13 protein-coding genes and 3 tRNA genes are annotated in these 17,640 nt (G+C 72.0%); 7 read left to right on the forward strand and 9 right to left on the reverse strand.

Annotated elements, in window-relative coordinates; all coding sequences use genetic code 11:
* Positions 1 to 65: 65 nt before the first annotated feature.
* Positions 66 to 1,961 (forward strand): DNA primase, encoded by a 1,896-nt coding sequence (gene dnaG / locus O1G22_RS28705; protein ID WP_270083960.1) that lies wholly within the window; start codon positions 66 to 68, stop codon positions 1,959 to 1,961.
* A gap of 64 nt (positions 1,962 to 2,025) precedes the next feature.
* Positions 2,026 to 3,270: an RNA polymerase sigma factor gene (locus O1G22_RS28710; protein WP_270083961.1), complete on the forward strand. Its 1,245-nt coding sequence runs from the start codon at positions 2,026 to 2,028 to the stop codon at positions 3,268 to 3,270.
* Positions 3,271 to 3,320: 50 nt separating this feature from the next.
* Here the strand turns inward: O1G22_RS28710 and O1G22_RS28715 are convergent, their stop codons facing one another.
* From O1G22_RS28715 to O1G22_RS28730, 4 genes are all read right to left on the reverse strand, one after another.
* Positions 3,321 to 5,246: an ABC transporter ATP-binding protein gene (locus O1G22_RS28715; protein WP_270083962.1), complete on the reverse strand. Its 1,926-nt coding sequence runs from the start codon at positions 5,244 to 5,246 to the stop codon at positions 3,321 to 3,323.
* Entirely contained in the window at positions 5,246 to 6,979 is a 1,734-nt protein-coding gene (locus tag O1G22_RS28720) for an ABC transporter ATP-binding protein (RefSeq protein WP_270083963.1), read from the reverse strand. Before O1G22_RS28720 ends, O1G22_RS28715 begins: the two co-directional genes overlap by 1 nt.
* A 132-nt stretch (positions 6,980 to 7,111) precedes the next feature.
* Positions 7,112 to 8,551 carry an FGGY family carbohydrate kinase gene (locus O1G22_RS28725; protein ID WP_270083964.1) on the reverse strand — a complete coding sequence of 480 codons (1,440 nt, stop codon included), beginning with the start codon at positions 8,549 to 8,551 and terminating at the stop codon, positions 7,112 to 7,114.
* Between the two features lie 83 nt (positions 8,552 to 8,634).
* On the reverse strand, positions 8,635 to 8,940 hold the full coding sequence (locus O1G22_RS28730) for a YtxH domain-containing protein (RefSeq protein ID WP_270083965.1): 306 nt from the start codon (positions 8,938 to 8,940) through the stop codon (positions 8,635 to 8,637).
* 159 nt (positions 8,941 to 9,099) lie between these two features.
* Between O1G22_RS28730 and O1G22_RS28735 the strand changes: the two genes are divergently transcribed.
* From O1G22_RS28735 to O1G22_RS28745, 3 genes are all read left to right on the forward strand, one after another.
* Positions 9,100 to 9,172 (forward strand) — tRNA-Asn (locus O1G22_RS28735).
* A 6-nt stretch (positions 9,173 to 9,178) separates the two neighbouring features.
* Positions 9,179 to 9,251, forward strand: a tRNA-Asn gene (locus O1G22_RS28740).
* Between the two features lie 175 nt (positions 9,252 to 9,426).
* Positions 9,427 to 9,500, forward strand: a tRNA-Ile gene (locus O1G22_RS28745).
* Between the two features lie 124 nt (positions 9,501 to 9,624).
* Here O1G22_RS28745 and O1G22_RS28750 read toward each other — a convergent pair.
* Positions 9,625 to 10,317 carry a dienelactone hydrolase family protein gene (locus tag O1G22_RS28750; RefSeq protein WP_270083966.1) on the reverse strand — a complete coding sequence of 231 codons (693 nt, stop codon included), beginning with the start codon at positions 10,315 to 10,317 and terminating at the stop codon, positions 9,625 to 9,627.
* 228 nt (positions 10,318 to 10,545) lie between these two features.
* Here O1G22_RS28750 and O1G22_RS28755 point away from each other — a divergent pair, with 228 nt between their 5' ends.
* Entirely contained in the window at positions 10,546 to 11,544 is a 999-nt protein-coding gene (locus O1G22_RS28755) for a hypothetical protein (RefSeq protein WP_270083967.1), read from the forward strand.
* Here the strand turns inward: O1G22_RS28755 and O1G22_RS28760 are convergent.
* The 3 genes from O1G22_RS28760 to O1G22_RS28770 form a co-directional block, all read right to left on the reverse strand.
* Positions 11,462 to 12,499: a GNAT family N-acetyltransferase gene (locus O1G22_RS28760; protein WP_270083968.1), complete on the reverse strand. Its 1,038-nt coding sequence runs from the start codon at positions 12,497 to 12,499 to the stop codon at positions 11,462 to 11,464. The two genes, O1G22_RS28755 and O1G22_RS28760, sit on opposite strands and share 83 nt — an antisense overlap.
* A gap of 21 nt (positions 12,500 to 12,520) precedes the next feature.
* On the reverse strand, positions 12,521 to 13,384 hold the full coding sequence (locus O1G22_RS28765; protein WP_270083969.1) for an esterase/lipase family protein: 864 nt from the start codon (positions 13,382 to 13,384) through the stop codon (positions 12,521 to 12,523).
* 495 nt (positions 13,385 to 13,879) lie between these two features.
* Positions 13,880 to 14,836: a LysR family transcriptional regulator gene (locus O1G22_RS28770; RefSeq protein ID WP_270083970.1), complete on the reverse strand. Its 957-nt coding sequence runs from the start codon at positions 14,834 to 14,836 to the stop codon at positions 13,880 to 13,882.
* 144 nt (positions 14,837 to 14,980) lie between these two features.
* Between O1G22_RS28770 and O1G22_RS28775 the strand changes: the two genes are divergently transcribed.
* Complete coding sequence (locus O1G22_RS28775) at positions 14,981 to 16,345, forward strand: MFS transporter (RefSeq protein ID WP_270083971.1); 1,365 nt, start codon at positions 14,981 to 14,983, stop codon at positions 16,343 to 16,345.
* A gap of 41 nt (positions 16,346 to 16,386) precedes the next feature.
* On the opposite strand, the gene O1G22_RS28780 is transcribed toward O1G22_RS28775, so the two are convergent.
* The gene (locus O1G22_RS28780; protein WP_270083972.1) at positions 16,387 to 17,424 is read right to left on the reverse strand and encodes a rod shape-determining protein; all 1,038 of its coding nucleotides are present in this window, start codon (positions 17,422 to 17,424) and stop codon (positions 16,387 to 16,389) included.
* Between the last annotated feature and the right edge of the window lie 216 nt (positions 17,425 to 17,640).

A 17,640-nucleotide genomic window follows, 5' to 3' on the forward strand; every position in this document is an offset into this window, starting at 1 on the left:
CCCCCGGACGGGGGGGTCGGTCAGCGCGCCCCGGGTGTGTCAGTCCCGCCCCGTAGAATCACCTCGTGGCAGGACGGATCAACGACGAGGACGTGAAGGCGGTACGGGACGCGGTCCCGATCGACGCCGTGGTCTCCGAGTACCTCCAGCTGCGCAATGCGGGCGGCGGCAACCTCAAGGGCCTGTGCCCGTTCCACGACGAGAAGTCGCCGTCCTTCCAGGTCAGCCCGAGCAAGGGACTCTTCCACTGCTTCGGCTGCCAGGAGGGCGGCGACACCATCACCTTCGTGATGAAGGTGGACCACCTGTCCTTCTCCGAGGCGGTGGAGCGGCTTGCCGCGCAGGCCGGCATCACACTGCGCTACGAGGAGGGCGGGTACAACCCGGCCCACCAGCGCGGCGAGCGGATCCGCCTGGTCGAGGCACACAAGATCGCCGCGCAGTGGTACGCCGAGCAGCTGGCCGGCAGCCCCGAGGCCGAGACCGGCCGGATCTTCCTCGCCGAGCGCGGCTTCGACCAGGCCGCCGCCGTGCACTTCGGCGTCGGCTACAGCCCCCAGGGCTGGGACCACCTCACCCGCTATCTGCGCGGCAAGGGCTTCAGCGACAAGGAGCTGATCCTCTCCGGGCTGTCCCAGGAGGGCCGGCGCGGCCCCATCGACCGCTTCCGGGGCCGTCTGATGTGGCCCATCCGGGACATCGGCGGCGAGGTCGTCGGCTTCGGCGCACGGAAGCTCTACGAGGCGGACAACGGCCCGAAGTACCTGAACACCCCCGAGACGGCGATCTACAAGAAGTCGCAGGTCCTCTACGGCATCGACCTGGCGAAGCAGCACATCGCCAAGTCCAGCCGGGCCGTCGTCGTCGAGGGCTACACGGACGTCATGGCGTGCCACCTGGCCGGGGTGACGACGGCCATCGCGACCTGCGGTACGGCCTTCGGCGGCGAGCACATCAAGATCCTCCGCCGGCTCCTCATGGACAACGGCTCGGCCCGGGTGATCTTCACCTTCGACGGTGACGCGGCCGGGCAGAAGGCCGCCCTGCGCGCCTTCGAGGACGACCAGAAGTTCGCCGCCGAGACCTACATCGCGATCGCACCGGACGGCATGGACCCGTGCGAACTGCGCCTCGCCAAGGGCGACGAGGCGGTGGCCGACCTGGCCGAGCCGCGCACGCCGCTGTTCGAGTTCGCGCTGCGCCAGATCGTGAACCGCTACGACCTCGACACCCCGGCGGGCCGCGCCGCCGCCCTGGACGAGGCGGCACCGATCGTCGCCCGGATCAAGAACAGCGGCGCGCAGCACGAGGTCGCCGTCGAGCTGGCCGGCATGCTCGGCATCCTCGACACCCAGTTCGTGGTCAAGCGGGTGGCCCAGCTGGCCCGCTGGGCGCGCGACCGCGGCGGCAAGGGCCCCGCCCCGGCGGGTCCGCAGCAGTACGAGGCCGCCGCCCGCCCCGCCACGGCGGGCCCCGCGCTCCAGCTCCGCAACCCCATCTACGCCACCGAACGCGAACTGCTCAAGCTCGCCCTGCAGCGCCCGGAGCTGGTCTCCCCGGCCTTCGACGCGTACGGCGTGGACGAGTTCACCGCCGCCCCCTACGCCGCCGTACGCCAGGCCATCCTGGACGCGGGCGGCGCCGAGTACGGCATGGGGGACAGCCAGGAGTACCTGGTCCGGGTCCGCGAGGCCGCCCCGGACGACACGGTCCGCGCCATGGTCACCGAGCTGGCCGTGGAGGCGATCATGCGCCGCACGGTCGACGAGGCCTACGCCGGCGAACAACTGGTGACGGTCCGCCGCCGGGCCGTGGCCCGCCGGGTCCAGGAGATCCAGATCACCGTCCGCCGCCTGGAAGCGGGCGGCGACCCGGCCGAACTGGCCGCCGTACGCAACGAGCTGTGGGTCCTCCAGCAGTACGACCAGTCACTCAAGACCCGGGGCGCGCAGGCGCTGTAGGGCCGGGTGACCGTCCGGTCACGAGGCGAACGCAAAAAGTCACCGCACGCCCCTCGTGGCGGGGATGTGTCGTACCCCACACTGGGTGCGGTGCCCGAGTCCTCGGAGCGCAGGCCGTCGACTCTCCGCTTCCGAAGTACCGCTGCCGCAGCCGACGGCAGCGATCATCCTGGAGGTCGCCCCCGTGCAGACCCAGACCCTCACCCAGACCGACAGCGCCCCCCGTGCCACCGCCGACGAGCCGGACGCGGAGAGCGACGTTCTCGTGGCCGTACCCCCGCAGAGCCGTGCCGCCCTGCACCCGGAGACCGAACCGCCGGCCGACGCGCTCACGGACGAGCCCGAGGAGCCTGACGAACCCGCGGGTCCACCTGCCGTCGTCCGGGCCGAGAGCGGCGGGCCCTCCGCCGACCTGTTCCGCCAGTACCTGCGCGAGATCGGGCGCATCCCGCTGCTCACCGCCGCCGAGGAGGTCGAACTCGCCCGCCGGGTCGAGGCCGGCCTGTTCGCCGAGGAGAAGCTGAGCAACACCCCCGACCTGGACAGCCAGTTGGCGCTCGACCTGGACCGGCTCGTCGTCATGGGGCGGATGGCCAAGCGGCGGCTCATCGAGGCCAATCTGCGGCTCGTCGTGTCCGTGGCCAAGCGGTACGTCGGGCGCGGGCTCACCATGCTCGACCTCGTCCAGGAGGGCAACCTCGGGCTGATCCGGGCGGTGGAGAAGTTCGACTACGCCCGCGGCTACAAGTTCTCGACGTACGCCACCTGGTGGATCCGCCAGGCCATGTCCCGGGCCCTCGCCGACCAGGCCCGCACCATCCGCGTCCCGGTGCATGTGGTCGAGCTGATCAACCGGGTGGTGCGGGTGCAGCGCCGGATGCTCCAGGAGCGGGGCTACGAGCCGACGCCCGACGAGGTCGCCGCCCATCTCGACCTGCCGCCCGAGCGGGTCACCGAGGTGCTGCGCCTCGCCCAGGAACCCGTCTCCCTGCACGCCCCCGTGGGCGAGGAGGAGGACGTGGCCCTCGGCGACCTCATCGAGGACGGCGACGCCGCGAGCCCGGTGGAATCGGCCGCGTTCCTGCTGCTGCGGGAGCACCTGGAGGCCGTCCTGTCCACGCTGGGGGAGCGGGAGCGCAAGGTCGTCCAGCTCCGCTACGGCCTCGCCGACGGCCGCCCGCGCACGCTGGAGGAGATAGGGCGCATCTTCGGGGTGACGCGGGAGCGGATACGGCAGATCGAGTCCAAGACCCTCAACAAGCTCCGGGACCACGCGTTCGCGGATCAGCTGCGGGGCTATCTGGACTGAGCTGTCCGGACCGAGCAGGGGCGCTCACCTCGGTGAGCGCCCCTGCTCGGTCAGTCGACCTCGGCCACCGCCTGCGCGAACTGCGCCTTGTACAGCCGCGCATACGCCCCGTCGGCCGCCAACAGCTCGGTGTGCGTGCCCTGTTCCACGATCGAGCCGTTCTCCATCACGAGGATCGTGTCGGCGTCCCGGATGGTGGAGAGCCGGTGCGCGATGACGAACGACGTGCGGCCGTGGGCCAGCTTGGCCATGGCCTTCTGGATCAGGACCTCCGTGCGGGTGTCCACGGAGCTCGTCGCCTCGTCCAGGACCAGGATCACCGGGTCGGACAGGAACGCCCGCGCGATGGTGATGAGCTGCTTCTCACCCGCGCTGACCCCGGTGCCCTCGTCGTCGATCACGGTGTCGTAGCCCTCGGGGAGGGTGCGGATGAACCGGTCGGCGTGGGCCGCCCGCGCCGCCTCCTCGATCTCGCCGCGCGTGACCTCGCGGGTGGCGCCGTACGCGATGTTCTCCGCGATCGTGCCGCCGAACAGCCAGGTGTCCTGCAGCACCATGCCGATCCCGGAGCGCAGCTCGTCGCGGGTCATCGTCCGGATGTCGACCCCGTCCAGGGTGATCCGGCCGCCCGAGACGTCGTAGAACCGCATCAGGAGGTTGACCAGCGTGGTCTTGCCCGCGCCGGTCGGGCCGACGATCGCGACCGTGTGGCCGGGCTCCACCGTGAGCGTGAGGTCCTCGATCAGCGGCTTCTGAGGGTCGTACCGGAAGGAGACACGCTCCAGACGGACCCGGCCGCGCAGTTCCGCCGGCCGCTCGCCCGGCACCGGGTCGGCCTCCTGCTCCTCGGCGTCGAGGAGTTCGAAGACGCGCTCGGCGGAGGCGACTCCGGACTGCACCAGGTTCGCCATCGACGCGACCTGGGTCAGCGGCATCGAGAACTGCCGCGAGTACTGGATGAAGGCCTGGACGTCACCGATGGACAGCGAGCCCGACGCGACGCGCAGCCCGCCGACCACCGCGACCAGCACATAGTTGAGGTTGGACACGAACATCATCAGCGGCTGCATCACACCACTGTTGAACTGCGCCTTGAACCCGGCCTCGTACAGCGCCTCGTTCTGCTCGGCGAACTGCCGCGCCGACTCCTCCTGCCGGCCGAACACCTTCACCAGGGTGTGCCCGGTGTACATCTCCTCGATGTGGGCGTTCAGCTTGCCCGTCGAGCGCCACTGCTGCACGAAGTGCGGCTGGGACCGCTTGCCGACCCTCGTCGCCACCAGGGCCGACAGCGGCACGGTGACGAGGGCGACCAGCGCCAGGATCCAGGAGACCCAGAACATCATCGCCAGGACGCCGATGATGGTGAGCAGCGCGTTGATCAGCTGGCCCATCGACTGCTGGAGCGTCTGGCCGATGTTGTCGATGTCGTTGGTCGCGCGGGAGAGCACCTCGCCGCGCTGGCGCTTGTCGAAGTACGACAGCGGCAGCCGCGACAGCTTGCCCTGCACCTGCTCGCGCAGCCGGAACATGGTGCGGTTCACGGCCCGGTTGACCAGCCGGGTCGCCACCGCGCTGAGCAGACCGGCGACCACGAACGTGGCGAGCGCGAGCAGCAGGACATCGCCGACGGACCCGAAGTCGATGCCCTTGCCGGGGGTGAAGTCGGTGCTCTTCAGCATGTCCGCGACGGAGCCCTTGCCGTGGGCCCGCATCTGGTCGAGGACCTGCTGCTTGGTGGCGCCGGCGGGCATCTGCCGGCCGATGATGCCGGCGAAGACCAGGTCGGTGGCCTTGCCGAGGATCTTCGGGCCGACGACGTTCAGGCCCACGCTGATGACCACGCACGCCAGCAGGCCGTAGATGGTGAGCCGTTCGGGCCGGAACTGGCCGATGAGCCGTTTGCCCGATCCCTTGAAGTCCATCGAGCGCTGGTCGGGACCCTGCCCGGCCATCATGCGCATGGGCCCGGCCATCAGGCGGCCTCCGCTTCCGTCAGCTGGGAGAGCACGATCTCCCGGTAGGTCTCGTTGGCCGCCATCAGCTCCGCGTGGCGGCCGGAGCCGACGACCCGGCCCTCGTCCAGCACGATGATCCGGTCGGCGTCCCGGATGGTCGCCACCCGCTGGGCGACGATGACGACGGTCGCCTCGGCGGTCTCCCGGCCGAGCGCCGCGCGCAGCGCCGCGTCGGTGGCGTAGTCGAGCGCGGAGAAGGAGTCGTCGAAGAGGTAGATCTCCGGGCGCTGCACGAGGGTGCGGGCGATGGCGAGGCGCTGGCGCTGACCACCCGACACATTCGTGCCGCCCTGGGCGATCGGCGCGTCCAGCCCGCCCTCCAGTTTGCTGACGAAGTCCTTGGCCTGCGCCACCTCCAGCGCGTGCCACAGCTCCTCGTCGGTGGCGTCGGGGTTGCCGTAGCGCAGGTTGGTGGCGACCGTGCCCGCGAACAGGTACGGCTTCTGCGGCACCATGCCGACCGTCTTCGCCAGCAGTTGGGGGTCGACCCGCCGCACGTCCACGCCGTTGACCAGGACCTCGCCCTCGGTGGCGTCGAACAGCCGCGGGACCAGCCCGAGCAGCGTGGACTTGCCGCTGCCGGTGGAGCCGATCACGGCGGTCGTCTCGCCCGGCCGGGCGAGCAGGTCGATGGCCTTCAGCACCGGCTCCTCGGCCCCCGGATAGCGGAAGCCGACCGACCGGATCTCCAGATGGCCGTGCGCGCGCAGCTCGCTGACGGGCGCCGTCGGCGGAACCACGCTGGAGTCGGTCCCGAGGACCTCCTCGATGCGCTCGGCGCAGACCTCCGCGCGCGGCACCATCATGAACATGAAGGTGGCCATCATCACGGACATCACGATCTGCATCAGATAGGCGAGGAACGCGGTCAGGTCACCGATGCGCATCCCGCCGCTGTCGATGCGGTGCGCGCCGAACCACACGACCGCGATCGAGGACAGGTTCACCACGGTCATGACCATCGGGAACATCAGCGCGAGCATCCGGCCGGTGGCCAGCTGCATCTCGGTGAGATCGGTGTTCGCCTTCCCGAACCGGCCCTGCTCGTACGTGTCACGGACGAAGGCGCGGATCACCCGGTTGCCGCTGATCTGCTCGCGCAGCACCCGGTTCACCGTGTCGAGACGTACCTGCATCGACCGGAACAGCGGCCGCAGCCGGCGCACGATGAGCGTGACGCAGATCGCGAGCACCGGGACCACGGCCACCAGCACCCCCGACAGCGGCACGTCCAGGCCGAGGGCCATGACAATGCCGCCGACACACATGATGGGCGCCGACACCATCAGCGTGAACGTCATCAGGGCCAGCATCTGGACCTGCTGTACGTCGTTCGTCGTACGGGTGATGAGCGAGGGGGCGCCGAAGTGACCCACCTCACGCGCCGAGAAGGACTGCACCCGGTCGAAGACGGCACCCCGCAGGTCCCGGCCGAGCGCGGAGGCGGTGCGTGCGCCGAAGTACACGGCGCCGATGTTGCACACGACCTGGGCGAGCGAGATGCCGATCATCAGGGCGCCGAAGGACAGGATGTAGCCCGTGTCACCCTTCACGACACCGTTGTCGATGATGTGCGCGTTCAGCGTGGGCAGATAGAGGGTGGCGCAGGTCTGGAGGAACTGCAGCAGCACCAGCAGGGCGATGGGTTGTGTGTAGGGCCTGAGATAGGTCCGTAGAAGTCGTATGAGCACGCTGCGTCTCTCGGAGTCGGCGACAGGGGCTGATTCGGTTGCCCGTGGCCCCTATCGTCCGACACTCCACCCGCGTTACCTCAACCCATTAACCCGCCCGTGAAGCCCGTACGGCCATACTCTTTTGCCGGATTACGGGTGAAATGCCCCGGGATGTGTCTGCTCCCGTACGGCCGTGAACTGCTGCCGTACCGCCTGCCCCACCGCCAGTTCGTCGCCCGGCTCCAGCACTTGCGCCGCCGCGCCCTGCCAGGCCGGCGGGGTGCGCGGATCGAGCGTGCCCTGGGACACACCGAGCGCCCAGGCCGCCTGCCGCGCCGCGCCGATCGCCGCGTAGTCCGCCGGCTGCGGTACGACCACCTGCGCGCCGAACAGCGAGGGTGCCGAGGCCTGTACGGCCGGCAGCTCGGCCGCCTGGCCCAGCAGGAAGACCCGCCGCACGTCCACGCCCCGCCCGCGCAGCACGTCCAGCGCGTCACCGAGCCCGCACAGCATGCCCTCGAACGCGGCCCGCGCCAGATGCTCCGGCTTCATCGACTCCCGCCGCAGCCCGGCGAGCGTGCCCGCGGTGTGCGGCAGATTCGGCGTCCGCTCACCCTCCAGATAGGGCAGCAGCACCAGCCCGTGCGCCCCCGGCGTCGACTTCGTCGCCAGCTCGCTCAGGCCCTCCAGATCCGGCAGCCCGAGCAGTTCGGCGGTGCCGCGCAGGGTCCGTACGGCGTTCAGGGTGGTGACGACCGGCAGATGCATGCCGGTGGCGTCGGCGAGCGAGGTGATCATCCCGGACTGATCGGCGAGCGCCTCCGGGTGTACGGCCATCACGGACCCGGACGCCCCGAGCGAGACGACCGCATCCCCCAGCCCGATCCCGAGCCCGAAGGCGGCGGCCATGGTCTCCCCGGTCCCGGCCGAGATCAGCAGCCCCTCCGGCGTCGTGCCGGCCGCGTCCGACGGCCCGATCACCTCGGGCAGCATCGCCTGGTGCCCGAGCGCCAGCTCGACGAGGTCGGGCCGGTAGGCGCCGGTGGCGGCCGACCAGTACCCGGTCCCGGACGCCCCGCCGCGATCGGTGGTCCTGCGCACGGGCCGGCCGAGCAGCTGCCACACCAGCCAGTCGTGCGCCTGGAGCAGCACGGCGGTGCGCAGGGCCTGCTCGGGCTCGTTCTTGGCGAGCCAGCGCAGCTTGGTGACGGGCTGCGCGGCCTGCGGCACACAGCCGACCGCCTGCGCCCAGGCCTCGCGCCCGCCGAGCGCGTCGACCAGATCCGCCGCCGCGACCTGGGCCCGTTTGTCGCCGCCGACCAGCGCCGGGCGCACGGTGTTGCCCTGGGCGTCCAGCGGGACCAGCGCGTTCTGCTGCGCGGACACACCGATCGCCTGCACGCCCTCCAGCAGGCCGCCCCCCGCGGCCTCGCCGAGGGAGAGCAGCCAGGCCTGGGGGTCGATGTCGCTCGGGCGCCCCTCCACCGGGTGCGGGGCGTATCCCTGCCGCAGTACGGCGCCGGTGTCCGTGTCACAGACGACGATGCGTGTGAAATCTGGCGAGCTGTCCAAGCCGGCGACTATCCCCATGCACCGAATTTTGCAGCATTCCCGCGGGTGCTCGGACCGAGGACGCCCAAAGGGGTGGAGGGCGGCTTCCGCCTTGCCGGTCCCTACGTGTTGCTCGTGCCCCAGTCGTCCTCGGGGGTGCCGTTCAGGGTGCGCTCCCGCAGGTTCCGCACCCGCTGGGACACCGTCTCGGGGACCCGGCTCCCGACCTTGTCGCTGACCGTGTGGAAGGCCTTGCCCGCGTACTGGCGGCCCTGCTGGGCGGCCGTCTCGGCGGTGTTGCGGACGGCCGGGTTCTGCGCGAACTGCTGAGCGGCCTTCTTCAGCTGCTCGTAACGCTCGCGTCCGGCCCTGGTGCCGAGTACGTAACCGAGGGCCAGTCCGGCGACGAACGTGAGCCGGTAGCGCATGGCTGCCACCCTTCCCTTGCCTGGGTCTGCGGTGCGACGTGGGACGCCGGGGATACCGATTGGCGGAGCACCCCCCTGCTTGCGCTAATGTATGTGTCGCAGCGAGCGCCCGCCGCCTGGCGAATACCCAGGTAGGTACGTTCGATGCAATCGAGGCGATCCTCCGTAGCTCAATTGGCAGAGCAGCCGGCTGTTAACCGGCAGGTTACTGGTTCGAGTCCAGTCGGGGGAGCTTCGGTCCTCCGTAGCTCAATTGGCAGAGCAGCCGGCTGTTAACCGGCAGGTTACTGGTTCGAGTCCAGTCGGGGGAGCGCTGAACGAGGACCCCTTGGGGGTCCTTTTTCATGCCCGCGGGAACCGCCGCGCCCTGCGGCGCTGTCCTGAGGGTCGTGAGCAGCGCAGAAGCCGACCATCCGAGGCGGGAGATCGTATGAGCGGCTATGCTGCGGCAGACGGCGCGCACACATGTACGCGACACGCCGCTATGGGGCGGTAGCTCAGCCGGTTAGAGCAGCGGACTCATAATCCGTCGGCCGTGGGTTCGAGTCCCACCCGCCCCACCGGTACCCGCAGGTGCAGAATCGATCTAACCTGCGGAAACGTGAGAACGGGGGTCGCCACTCCAGGGTGGTGGCCCCCGTTCATCCGTTCAGTCGGCAGCGTTCCGCAGTACCTGATGGGCACTCACCTCGGAGAGGAGCCTGCGTCCGACCCGGACAAGGTCGTCTGCCTGGCGCGCAACTGCTGCTCGCACCATTCCCTGGCCTGCTGGGCGACCTCCTCCAAGGCGCCCGGTTCCTCGAAGAGATGGGCCGCGCCCGGCACGACGTGCAGCTTGTTCGTGGTGCGCAGCCGTCGTGCGGCCTCCTCGTTGAGTTGCAGGACCTCACGATCGTAGTCACCGGCCATCAGCAGAACCGGTGCACGCACCTGCTCCAGCGCATCACCGGCCAGGTCGGGACGCCCGGCGCGAGAGATCACGGCGAAGACCCGCCGAGGTCGCTCGGCAGCGGCCACCAGGGCTGCCGCGGCCGCGGTGCTCGCGCCGAACACGGCGACCGGCAGGTCCTTCGTCCCGGGCTGCTCGCCCAGCCAGTCGATGACGGCCACCAGACGCCGCCCCAGCAACGGGATGTCGAACCGGTGCTCGGCCGTCACCGCGTCGTGCCGCTCCTCCCGCTCGCTGAGCAGATCCATCAGCAGCGTGCCCAGCCCGCCGGTGCGCAGCTCACCCGCGACCGTACGGTTGCGCGCGCTGTGCCGGGAACTCCCGCTGCCGTGCGCGACCAGCACCACCCCCCGCGCCCCGTCGGGCGTCACGAGATCGCCCTCCAGCGCCGCGCCCTCGGCGGGAATCAGAACCATCTCGGAGATCATCACGGTCATCTCCTTCCAAGGGCCCGAGGGCCCGATGGCCTTGGCAACCGATGGCTCCCGTGGTCCTTGTCGCGTACCCCTCGAACGGATACGAAATCACCACGCCCGCCCACCGCGGGCGATGGCGAGATGCGGGGGAAGGCGTTTCGGGGCACGGTAGGGACGAGGGGGGTGGGGGTCGCTCTGGCCCGATGTCGTACGAGCATCGCCCTAGCCGAAGGAAACGTGATGGCCGTAGCCACAGACATGCTCGTTCCCGCGCTGCGCGAGGTCCGTGAGGCCCAAGCCGCGCTGGCTGACCGATTCAAAGCCGACCTCTCCGTCACACCCCCCGGGGAGTACCGGGAGCTCATGGAGCGCCGTGTCGGCGACGCCCGGGGGAACGTGTACGCCCTTGACGAACGCATGGCCCTGTTGAAGCCGCGTGGGCGCGTGCAGAACGTTCTCGGCAACGCCTGGGACGTCACCAGGCAGGCAGTCCGGCTGCCCTTGGACGCGGCCATGATCGCGCCGGGCGCTCTGTTGCGGAGCCAGCAGGGGAAGGCGACCGAGCAGCGGCTGCTGAAGAACGTCGAGGAGGAGTACGCGGCCACCGCCTTCGCTGTGGCCATCTGCCGGGCCGCCGAGCGTATCGCCCGGGAGGCGGAGGACGCTGCCACCGAGGAACTGCTCGGCTCCGTGCGCCGTGACGGCGAGGAGATGCTGGAAGAACTCGCGGGCTGCCTGGAGCAGCAGGCCGAGGCAGCGGTGCTGGCCGCCGAGGCGGAGGTGATCGCCGCCGAGGGCGTGGGCGTCGGCGGCGCCGCGCAGGCGGTCCGGGACTGGAGCACGTGGCTGCGGGAGACGGCCGAGCGGATGCCGGGTGTGGACCGGCTCCAGGGGGTGCCGGAGGGCGCTCTGATCTCGGAGGACGAGCTGCCGATCGCCGACTACCGCAGGCTCGGCACCAGGATGATCGTCGACCGGCTCCCGCAGTTGTCGCAGAAGGATCTCGCGACGGTCGGCGCGTACGAGCGTTTCCACGCGGCCCGCCCCGCGGTCCTGAGCCGGATCGCGGACCTGCTCGGGCCCGAGCCCTGGCCCGGCTACGACGGCATGAACGCGGGCGACGTCCGCAAGCGGCTCGCCGAGGCGGGAGAGAGCCTCACCCAGCGGGTGCTGGACTATGAGCGCCGTCATCAGGCCCGCTCCACCGTCCTCGCGGCGGCCGAACGAGTCCACGCCTGACCGGCGCCTGACCGGCGTCTGACCGGCTTCCGTCCGGCGGGCCGGCTGCCTGTGCGCCGGGCCGCCGGGGCTCGGGGCGCCGGTGCTGGTAGGTCCACAGCTCGTCGACGAGGGTGAAGCCGAAGGAGCGGAAGAGCCGGATGGCGGCCTGGCTCTCGCACGTGGGCGGCTGGGCGTCGTCGAGGACGAGCGCGACCTCGGTGGCGCCCTGCTCGGCCAGCAGGGCCAGAGCCTGCCCGAGCAGTCGGCGGCCCAGGCCACGGCGTCGGCGGGTGGGCGTGGTCTCGATCCAGTAGAGCGTCGCGGTGCGGTCGGGTCCCGTGCCGACCACGGCTTCGGCGACCGGTTCGGTGTCCTCGCGAAGGAGCAGCCGGTGGCCCGGCGGGAAGTCGCAGGGGAAGACGTCGGCGACCAGTTTGGCCGGCAGGGGCTCGGCGGGGAGCGCGCGGTGCAGGTAGCGGCCCTGGCAGCGGCCGGTGAAGTCGGTCTGCACCAGGGCGTTGTGGGTGGCGCGGCGCCGGGTGCGGGGCAGGCCGCCCGGCCCCAGTGGACCCGGCGGGGCGCCGACGAAGGCCTCGATCCGCGGGCAGTGGGCCAGGACGCGGAGAGCGTGGCCGATCAGGGCGCGCAGGGCCGTGGGGTCCTCGTACGCGTGGACCCAGCAGATCTGACCCGCCGGTGCATCGGTCCAGGACAGGCATGCGAGGGTCCCGCGGGGGCGGTCCTCGGCATCGGTGAGCACGCTGATCTGCGGCCGAGCCGCCATGGCCCGGCCGACCAGGGGGACGGGAGCACACCACGCCGCGGTCAGTGTCTCGGGGGTGCAGTGCGGCTGCCCCGGAAGCCGGTCGGCAGCGATCAGTTCGCGCACACCCGGTTCGTCCTCGGGGCGAAGCGGGCGCACCGTCGTCCCGCTCTCGGGGCTGGGCGAGGAGGCCATGGTGTCCGTCCGCACACGTGCCGGCGTTCGTGTCGGTCACTTCTCAGCGTCCCCTGTTTCGGCCCGGCTGTCACGGGAAGGGCGGCTGCGCCTCGGGGACTGGCCGTTTCCGTCGAGTGCGGGGCCGTGCGGGAGGGGCGCGGCGGACCTGGTCTGCCGCGCCGCGGTCAGCAGTGAGCGGACCTGGTCGATGACCGGCGGGTGCAGCGGGAGCGTCAGATGGCCGACGCCGGGCACGAGCACGTTGCGGGCCGTGAGGTCGGGATGGTCGATGCGGCCCCTGGACGTGGGAATCACGACCTCGTCGAAGTCGCTGTAGAAGGCCACGAACCGGGTACGGCAGCCGGCGGCCGGCCCGGCGAGCTCGGCCAGCAGCGCGCTTCCGGGCCGTAGCTGGCGCAGCAGCGGATGGGGCGGTGCCAGCAGGGCCGCCGCCGTCCCGCCGTGCGGCGTCGCCAGCGTGATCACCAGCGGCACGTACGCGTCCCCGCCGAGCGCCTGCGTGTAGTAGCGGGCGATCAGGCCCCCCAGGCTGTAGCCGATCACGACCACGCTCCGCTCGGCGCTGCCGGCACTCACCAGCTCCACCTGCTCACCCAGGACCCGGGCCGCCGCACGGATGTCCGGGCCGAACGCGTGGTAGCTCACCGTGGTGAAGGGCCCCGCACCGATGCCGTCCAGCCCCCGCCGCAGCGGCGCGACGATCGATTCCCCGTCGCCCAGCCCATGCACCAACAGAACCGGCAGGTCGCCCTCCGCCGGTGGCGGGTCGTCCTGCCCCGTGTCCCGACCGGGCGCGGGACGACGGAAATGCCCGGCGAGCTGTCCGACGCCTTCCGCCGCCACGTCCAGCGGGAGCCGCACCAGCCGTCCGGCGGCCCTGCTTGCCTCGACACCCACGCCGCGCACCGGTGACATGCCCGGCACCGACAGGTGGGCTCCAAAAGGAATACCCGTGGTCGTTCACCTTCCCCGGATATGCCCCCACTTGCCCTGGGCGGTACAACATTGTCCGCTCCGCCCGCATTCCCTGCCACCCCAGTGGTCCCCCGGGTCACACCGGATGTCCGAGGTGGCCTGGTCGGCGAGGCACTCGGTACTGCCGGTGCCGGCCTTCACGGTCCACTCAAGCCTGACTGGAGGCCCGCTCGGCCCCGGGTCGAGTCCGTCGGTGAGTTGGCCGGTTCGCGCTTGAAGTGGGCGTGTCATGGGCACGCACCACCTACCGGCGTCCGCTGCCGGGTCGTACGGATTGAGGAGGGCGTCATGGACCGTCGTATCCGGGTGCGTGTCAGCCGGCGTCCCGCCGCTCCGCGTCGCGAGCAGGAGATCGACCGCAGGACCCCGTCCGGGCGCATCCTGCCGTACTGACCCGGCCCGACCGGGGGTGGGGACTCAGGACGCGTGGGCCGTGCGGGCCCTGTGTGCCTCCTGGGTCGCCTGTGCCGCCTGGGTCGCTTCCGGGAGGGGGTCCGCGCGGCGGGCCAGGGCGAGCAGGGCGTGTACGGTGCCCTCGGCCGGGCCCAGGCGGGGATGCCACCGGGCGACGATGCTGACCGGGCGGAGCGGCTCGGCCGGCCGCAGCTCGACCAGCTCGCCTTCCCCCAGCTCCCGCGCGACCGTCAGCTGCGGCAGCACGGTGATGTCGTGCCCGTGGCCGAGCAGGCGCAGCAGAGCCGCCATCGAGCCCTGGAGCAGGGTCTGCTGAGCGCCCGCCAGCATGTCCCGGCCGAACCGGTCCACCAGCATCTCCGAGGTGCAGCCTCGCTCGGCCACCAGGAAGTCGTAGCGCAGGAGCTGGTCGGGCGTCACCCTGTCCTCGTGGGCCAGCGGATGGCCGGGCGCCGTCACCAGCAGGGTCCGGTCATGGCCGACGACCGCGCTCGGGCCGGCCGCGCGACTGCCGTTGTCGTACTCGAACACCAGGTCCAACTCGCCCGCGCCGAAGGCCCGTTCCAGCGCCTCGCGCGGCGCCACCGTCAGCTCGACGTCCGCGCCGGAGTCCGGGCCGCCCGCGCCGTACTCCAGTGCCGCCAGCACCTCCGGCATCCACGCATGGGCCAGCGACTCCTGCGCGCCGATCCTGAGCCGGGTCCGGTCACCGCGGGCCGCCCGCCGCATCCGCTCCTCCAGCTCCAGCGACTCCCGCGCGTACGGCAGCAGCCGCGCACCGGCCTCCGTGAGCACCGCGCCGGTACCCGCCCGCACCAGTACACTCACGCCCAAGTCGGCTTCCAGACGCTTGAGTTGGGCACTCACGCTGGACTGGGCGTAGCCCAGGGCGTGGGCCGCGGCGGAGATGCCGCCGTTGTCTGCGACGGCTACGAAGGCTCGGAGGTAGCGGGAGTCCACGCAGGGAAGGGTAAGCCGTGGGCGCCGTGGGGGGCTTGTCGTCCTCCGGGTGCGGGCTTCCTCAACCGGGCCATCGGACTTTCCGATGCCCCCATCGAACCTACGGCGTCGCCGGCCCGCCCACCCCCGGGACACGCTGCCCGCATGACCACAGTCGACCCCGCATGCCGGCCGTCCGCGCCGGCCGACACCGCCGTCCGCCCTGCCTCCCGGCTCGCCTTCGCCGGGATCGCCACCGGGAATCTGCTCGTCCTGCTGGACACCACGATCCTCAATGTCGCCGTGCCCGACATCCAGACCTCGCTGCGGCCCGGTGCCGCCGCGCTGCCCTGGACCGTGGACGCCTACACCGTCGTCTTCGCCGGGCTGCTGCTGGCCGGCGGGGTGTTCGCCGACCGGTGGGGTGCGCGGCGCGTGTACGCCCTGGCGCTCGGGCTGTTCGCCGCGCTGTCCGTGGCATGTGCGCTCGCGCCCGGTGCGGGTGCGCTGATCGCCGGGCGGGCGCTGCTCGGGGCCGCGGGGGCCGGGCTGGTGCCCGCCTCCCTGGCGCTGCTCATCCATCTGTATCCCGACCCCGCCCGCCGTACCCGCGCCATCGGCTCCTGGTCCGCGGTCGCCGGGCTCGGGGCCGCCGCCGGACCCGTGCTCGGCGGCGCGCTGGTCGAACTCGGCGGCTGGCGGCTGGTGTTCCTCGTCAACCCGCCCCTCGCCCTCGGCGCGCTGCTCCTCGCCCGCCGGCTGCCCGCGCCGCCCGTACGGGCCGCCCGCGCCCTGGACCGGCCGGGACTCGTGCTGTCCACCGCCGGACTGGGCCTGCTCACCTTCGGGCTGGTCGAGGCCGGGACCGAGGGCTGGGCAGCGGCCGTCGCCCTGCTGCCGCTCGCCGCCGCGCTCGCCTGCTTCGCCGCCGTGGCCGTCGTGGAGCGCCGGGCCATCGCCCCCGTGCTGCCGCCCGCGCTGCTCGCCCTGCCGCGGGTACGGTCCGCGATGGTCGCCGCCGCGGTGTCCTGCTTCGCCTACTTCGGCGGCATGTACCTGCTCGCCCTGTGGCTCCAGCGCACCTACGACCTGACCCCCCTGCGCGCCGGACTGGCCTCGCTGCCGCTGGCCTTCCCGGTGTGCGTGATGCCGTTCTTCACCGGGCGGCTCGTGGCCCGCCACGGCCCCCGCCCCGTCCTGCTGACCGGCATGACCGCCACCGTCGTCGCCGGTGTGCTGCTCGCCTGTGCGGTGGGCCGGCCGTCGCTGCCGCTGATCGTCACCGCCGAGCTGGCGCTCGCCGCGGCCGGCACGCTCTCCATTCCCGGTGCCGCCGCCGCGGTCGCCGTCGCGGCTCCGCCCGAGTACGCGGCGACCAGCCAGGGCGCGCTCAACGGCATCCGGCAGGCCGGGTCGGCGCTGGGGGTCGCGGTGCTGGGCACGTTGGGATCCCTCAGCGGGGCCGGGTATCTGCTGGTGGGGGTGGGGGCGGTCGCCGTGGTGCTGGTGGCCGGGGCCAGGGAACGATGACCGGGGCTCACCACGCCGGTCACACCGGGGGAGTACGTGGCTCAGGCGGCCAGCGGGTTCAGCATCAGCGGCTCGATCCGGCCCTCCAGCATCTCGCCGAGGCCCTGGGCGGCGCAGATGTCGGGCCGCTCGGCGATGTGCACCGGCATCCCGGTGGCCTCCCGGAGCATCTGGTCGAAGCCGGGCAGCAGCGCCGAGCCGCCGACCATCATGATCCCGCGGTCGGCGAGGTCGGCCACCAGGTCGGGCGGGCAGGCGCGCAGCACCTTGCCGATGCCGTCCAGGACGGCGGTCAGCGGGGTCTGGATCGCGTCCCGTACGGCCGCGGTGTCGACCTGGACGCTGCGCGCGAGCCCGGTGGCCACGTCCCGCCCGTGGATCTCGGTCCGGGCCGGACCCTGCGAGGTCAGCCCGTTGCCGGACAGCGCCAGTTGCAGCGGCCGTACCGACTGGCTGGGCAGCATCAGCTCGTGCTCGTGCCGCAGGTGTTGCACGATCGCGTGGTCCACGGCCTCGCCGCCCACCGGGATCCGCTCGGCGGTGACGATCGAACCGAGGGAGAGGACCGCGACCTGGGTGGCCGCCGCCCCGCACACCATGATCATGGTGGCCTCGGGACGTTCGACCGGCAGCCCGCACCCCACGGCGGCGGCGATCAGCGTGTCCACCAGCTCGACCCTGCGCGCCCCCAGCCCGACCAGCGTCTCGATGGTCGCCCGCTGGGCCAGCGGGTCGGCGTCGTGCGGGGTGCAGGCCGCCGCGCGCAGCCGGAGGTTGCGGCGCAGCGTCCGGCGCATCTTGTCGCCGAGCAGCTGGCGCAGCATGCGCTGGGCCATCTCGATGTCGACGACCGTGCCACCGGAGATGGGCCGTACGACCCTGATGTAGCTCGGCGTGCGGCCCGTCATCTTCTCCGCGAACTCGCCGACGGCGATCAGCGCCCCGGTACGGGCGTTTATGGCGGCGGCCGAGGGCTGGTCGACGACGAGACCGGCGCCCTTCACGTAGACGCGGGTGCGGGCCGCGCCCAGGTCGACGGCGAAGTGGCAGCGACGCAACTGCTCCAGACTGACGGTCACGGGGAACCTCCCGGGTGCACGGGCCTTGGGGCGCCCGGCCGGTTGGCGGGCCTCTCACACTGCATCCTGCGCGGGCGGCGAGGGCGGGCGCCTGCTGGAGGGGGCCGGGTGGGGTGCCGCTGAATGGGGGTTCTTCCCGGCCTCGGGCGCGTCACAGGCTCTGTGCGGCGCGCAGGAGAGGTAAAAGGCCGAGGCTCGTCAGCGAACCGGGCGGCC

It is taken from the genome of Streptomyces camelliae, from assembly GCF_027625935.1.
Lineage (GTDB): Bacteria > Actinomycetota > Actinomycetes > Streptomycetales > Streptomycetaceae > Streptomyces > Streptomyces camelliae.

Excerpts from the sequence above, each read along its gene's own strand:
- O1G22_RS28750 (WP_270083966.1), bottom strand. The coding sequence starts at position 10,317 with ATGATCTCCGAGATGGTTCTGATTCCCGCCGAGGGCGCGGCGCTGGAG.
- O1G22_RS28710 (WP_270083961.1), top strand. The coding sequence starts at position 2,026 with ATGTGTCGTACCCCACACTGGGTGCGGTGCCCGAGTCCTCGGAGCGCA.
- O1G22_RS28730 (WP_270083965.1), bottom strand. The coding sequence starts at position 8,940 with ATGCGCTACCGGCTCACGTTCGTCGCCGGACTGGCCCTCGGTTACGTA.
- O1G22_RS28775 (WP_270083971.1), top strand. The coding sequence starts at position 14,981 with ATGACCACAGTCGACCCCGCATGCCGGCCGTCCGCGCCGGCCGACACC.
- O1G22_RS28755 (WP_270083967.1), top strand. The coding sequence starts at position 10,546 with ATGGCCGTAGCCACAGACATGCTCGTTCCCGCGCTGCGCGAGGTCCGT.
- O1G22_RS28715 (WP_270083962.1), bottom strand. The coding sequence starts at position 5,246 with ATGGCCGGGCCCATGCGCATGATGGCCGGGCAGGGTCCCGACCAGCGC.
- O1G22_RS28725 (WP_270083964.1), bottom strand. The coding sequence starts at position 8,551 with ATGGGGATAGTCGCCGGCTTGGACAGCTCGCCAGATTTCACACGCATC.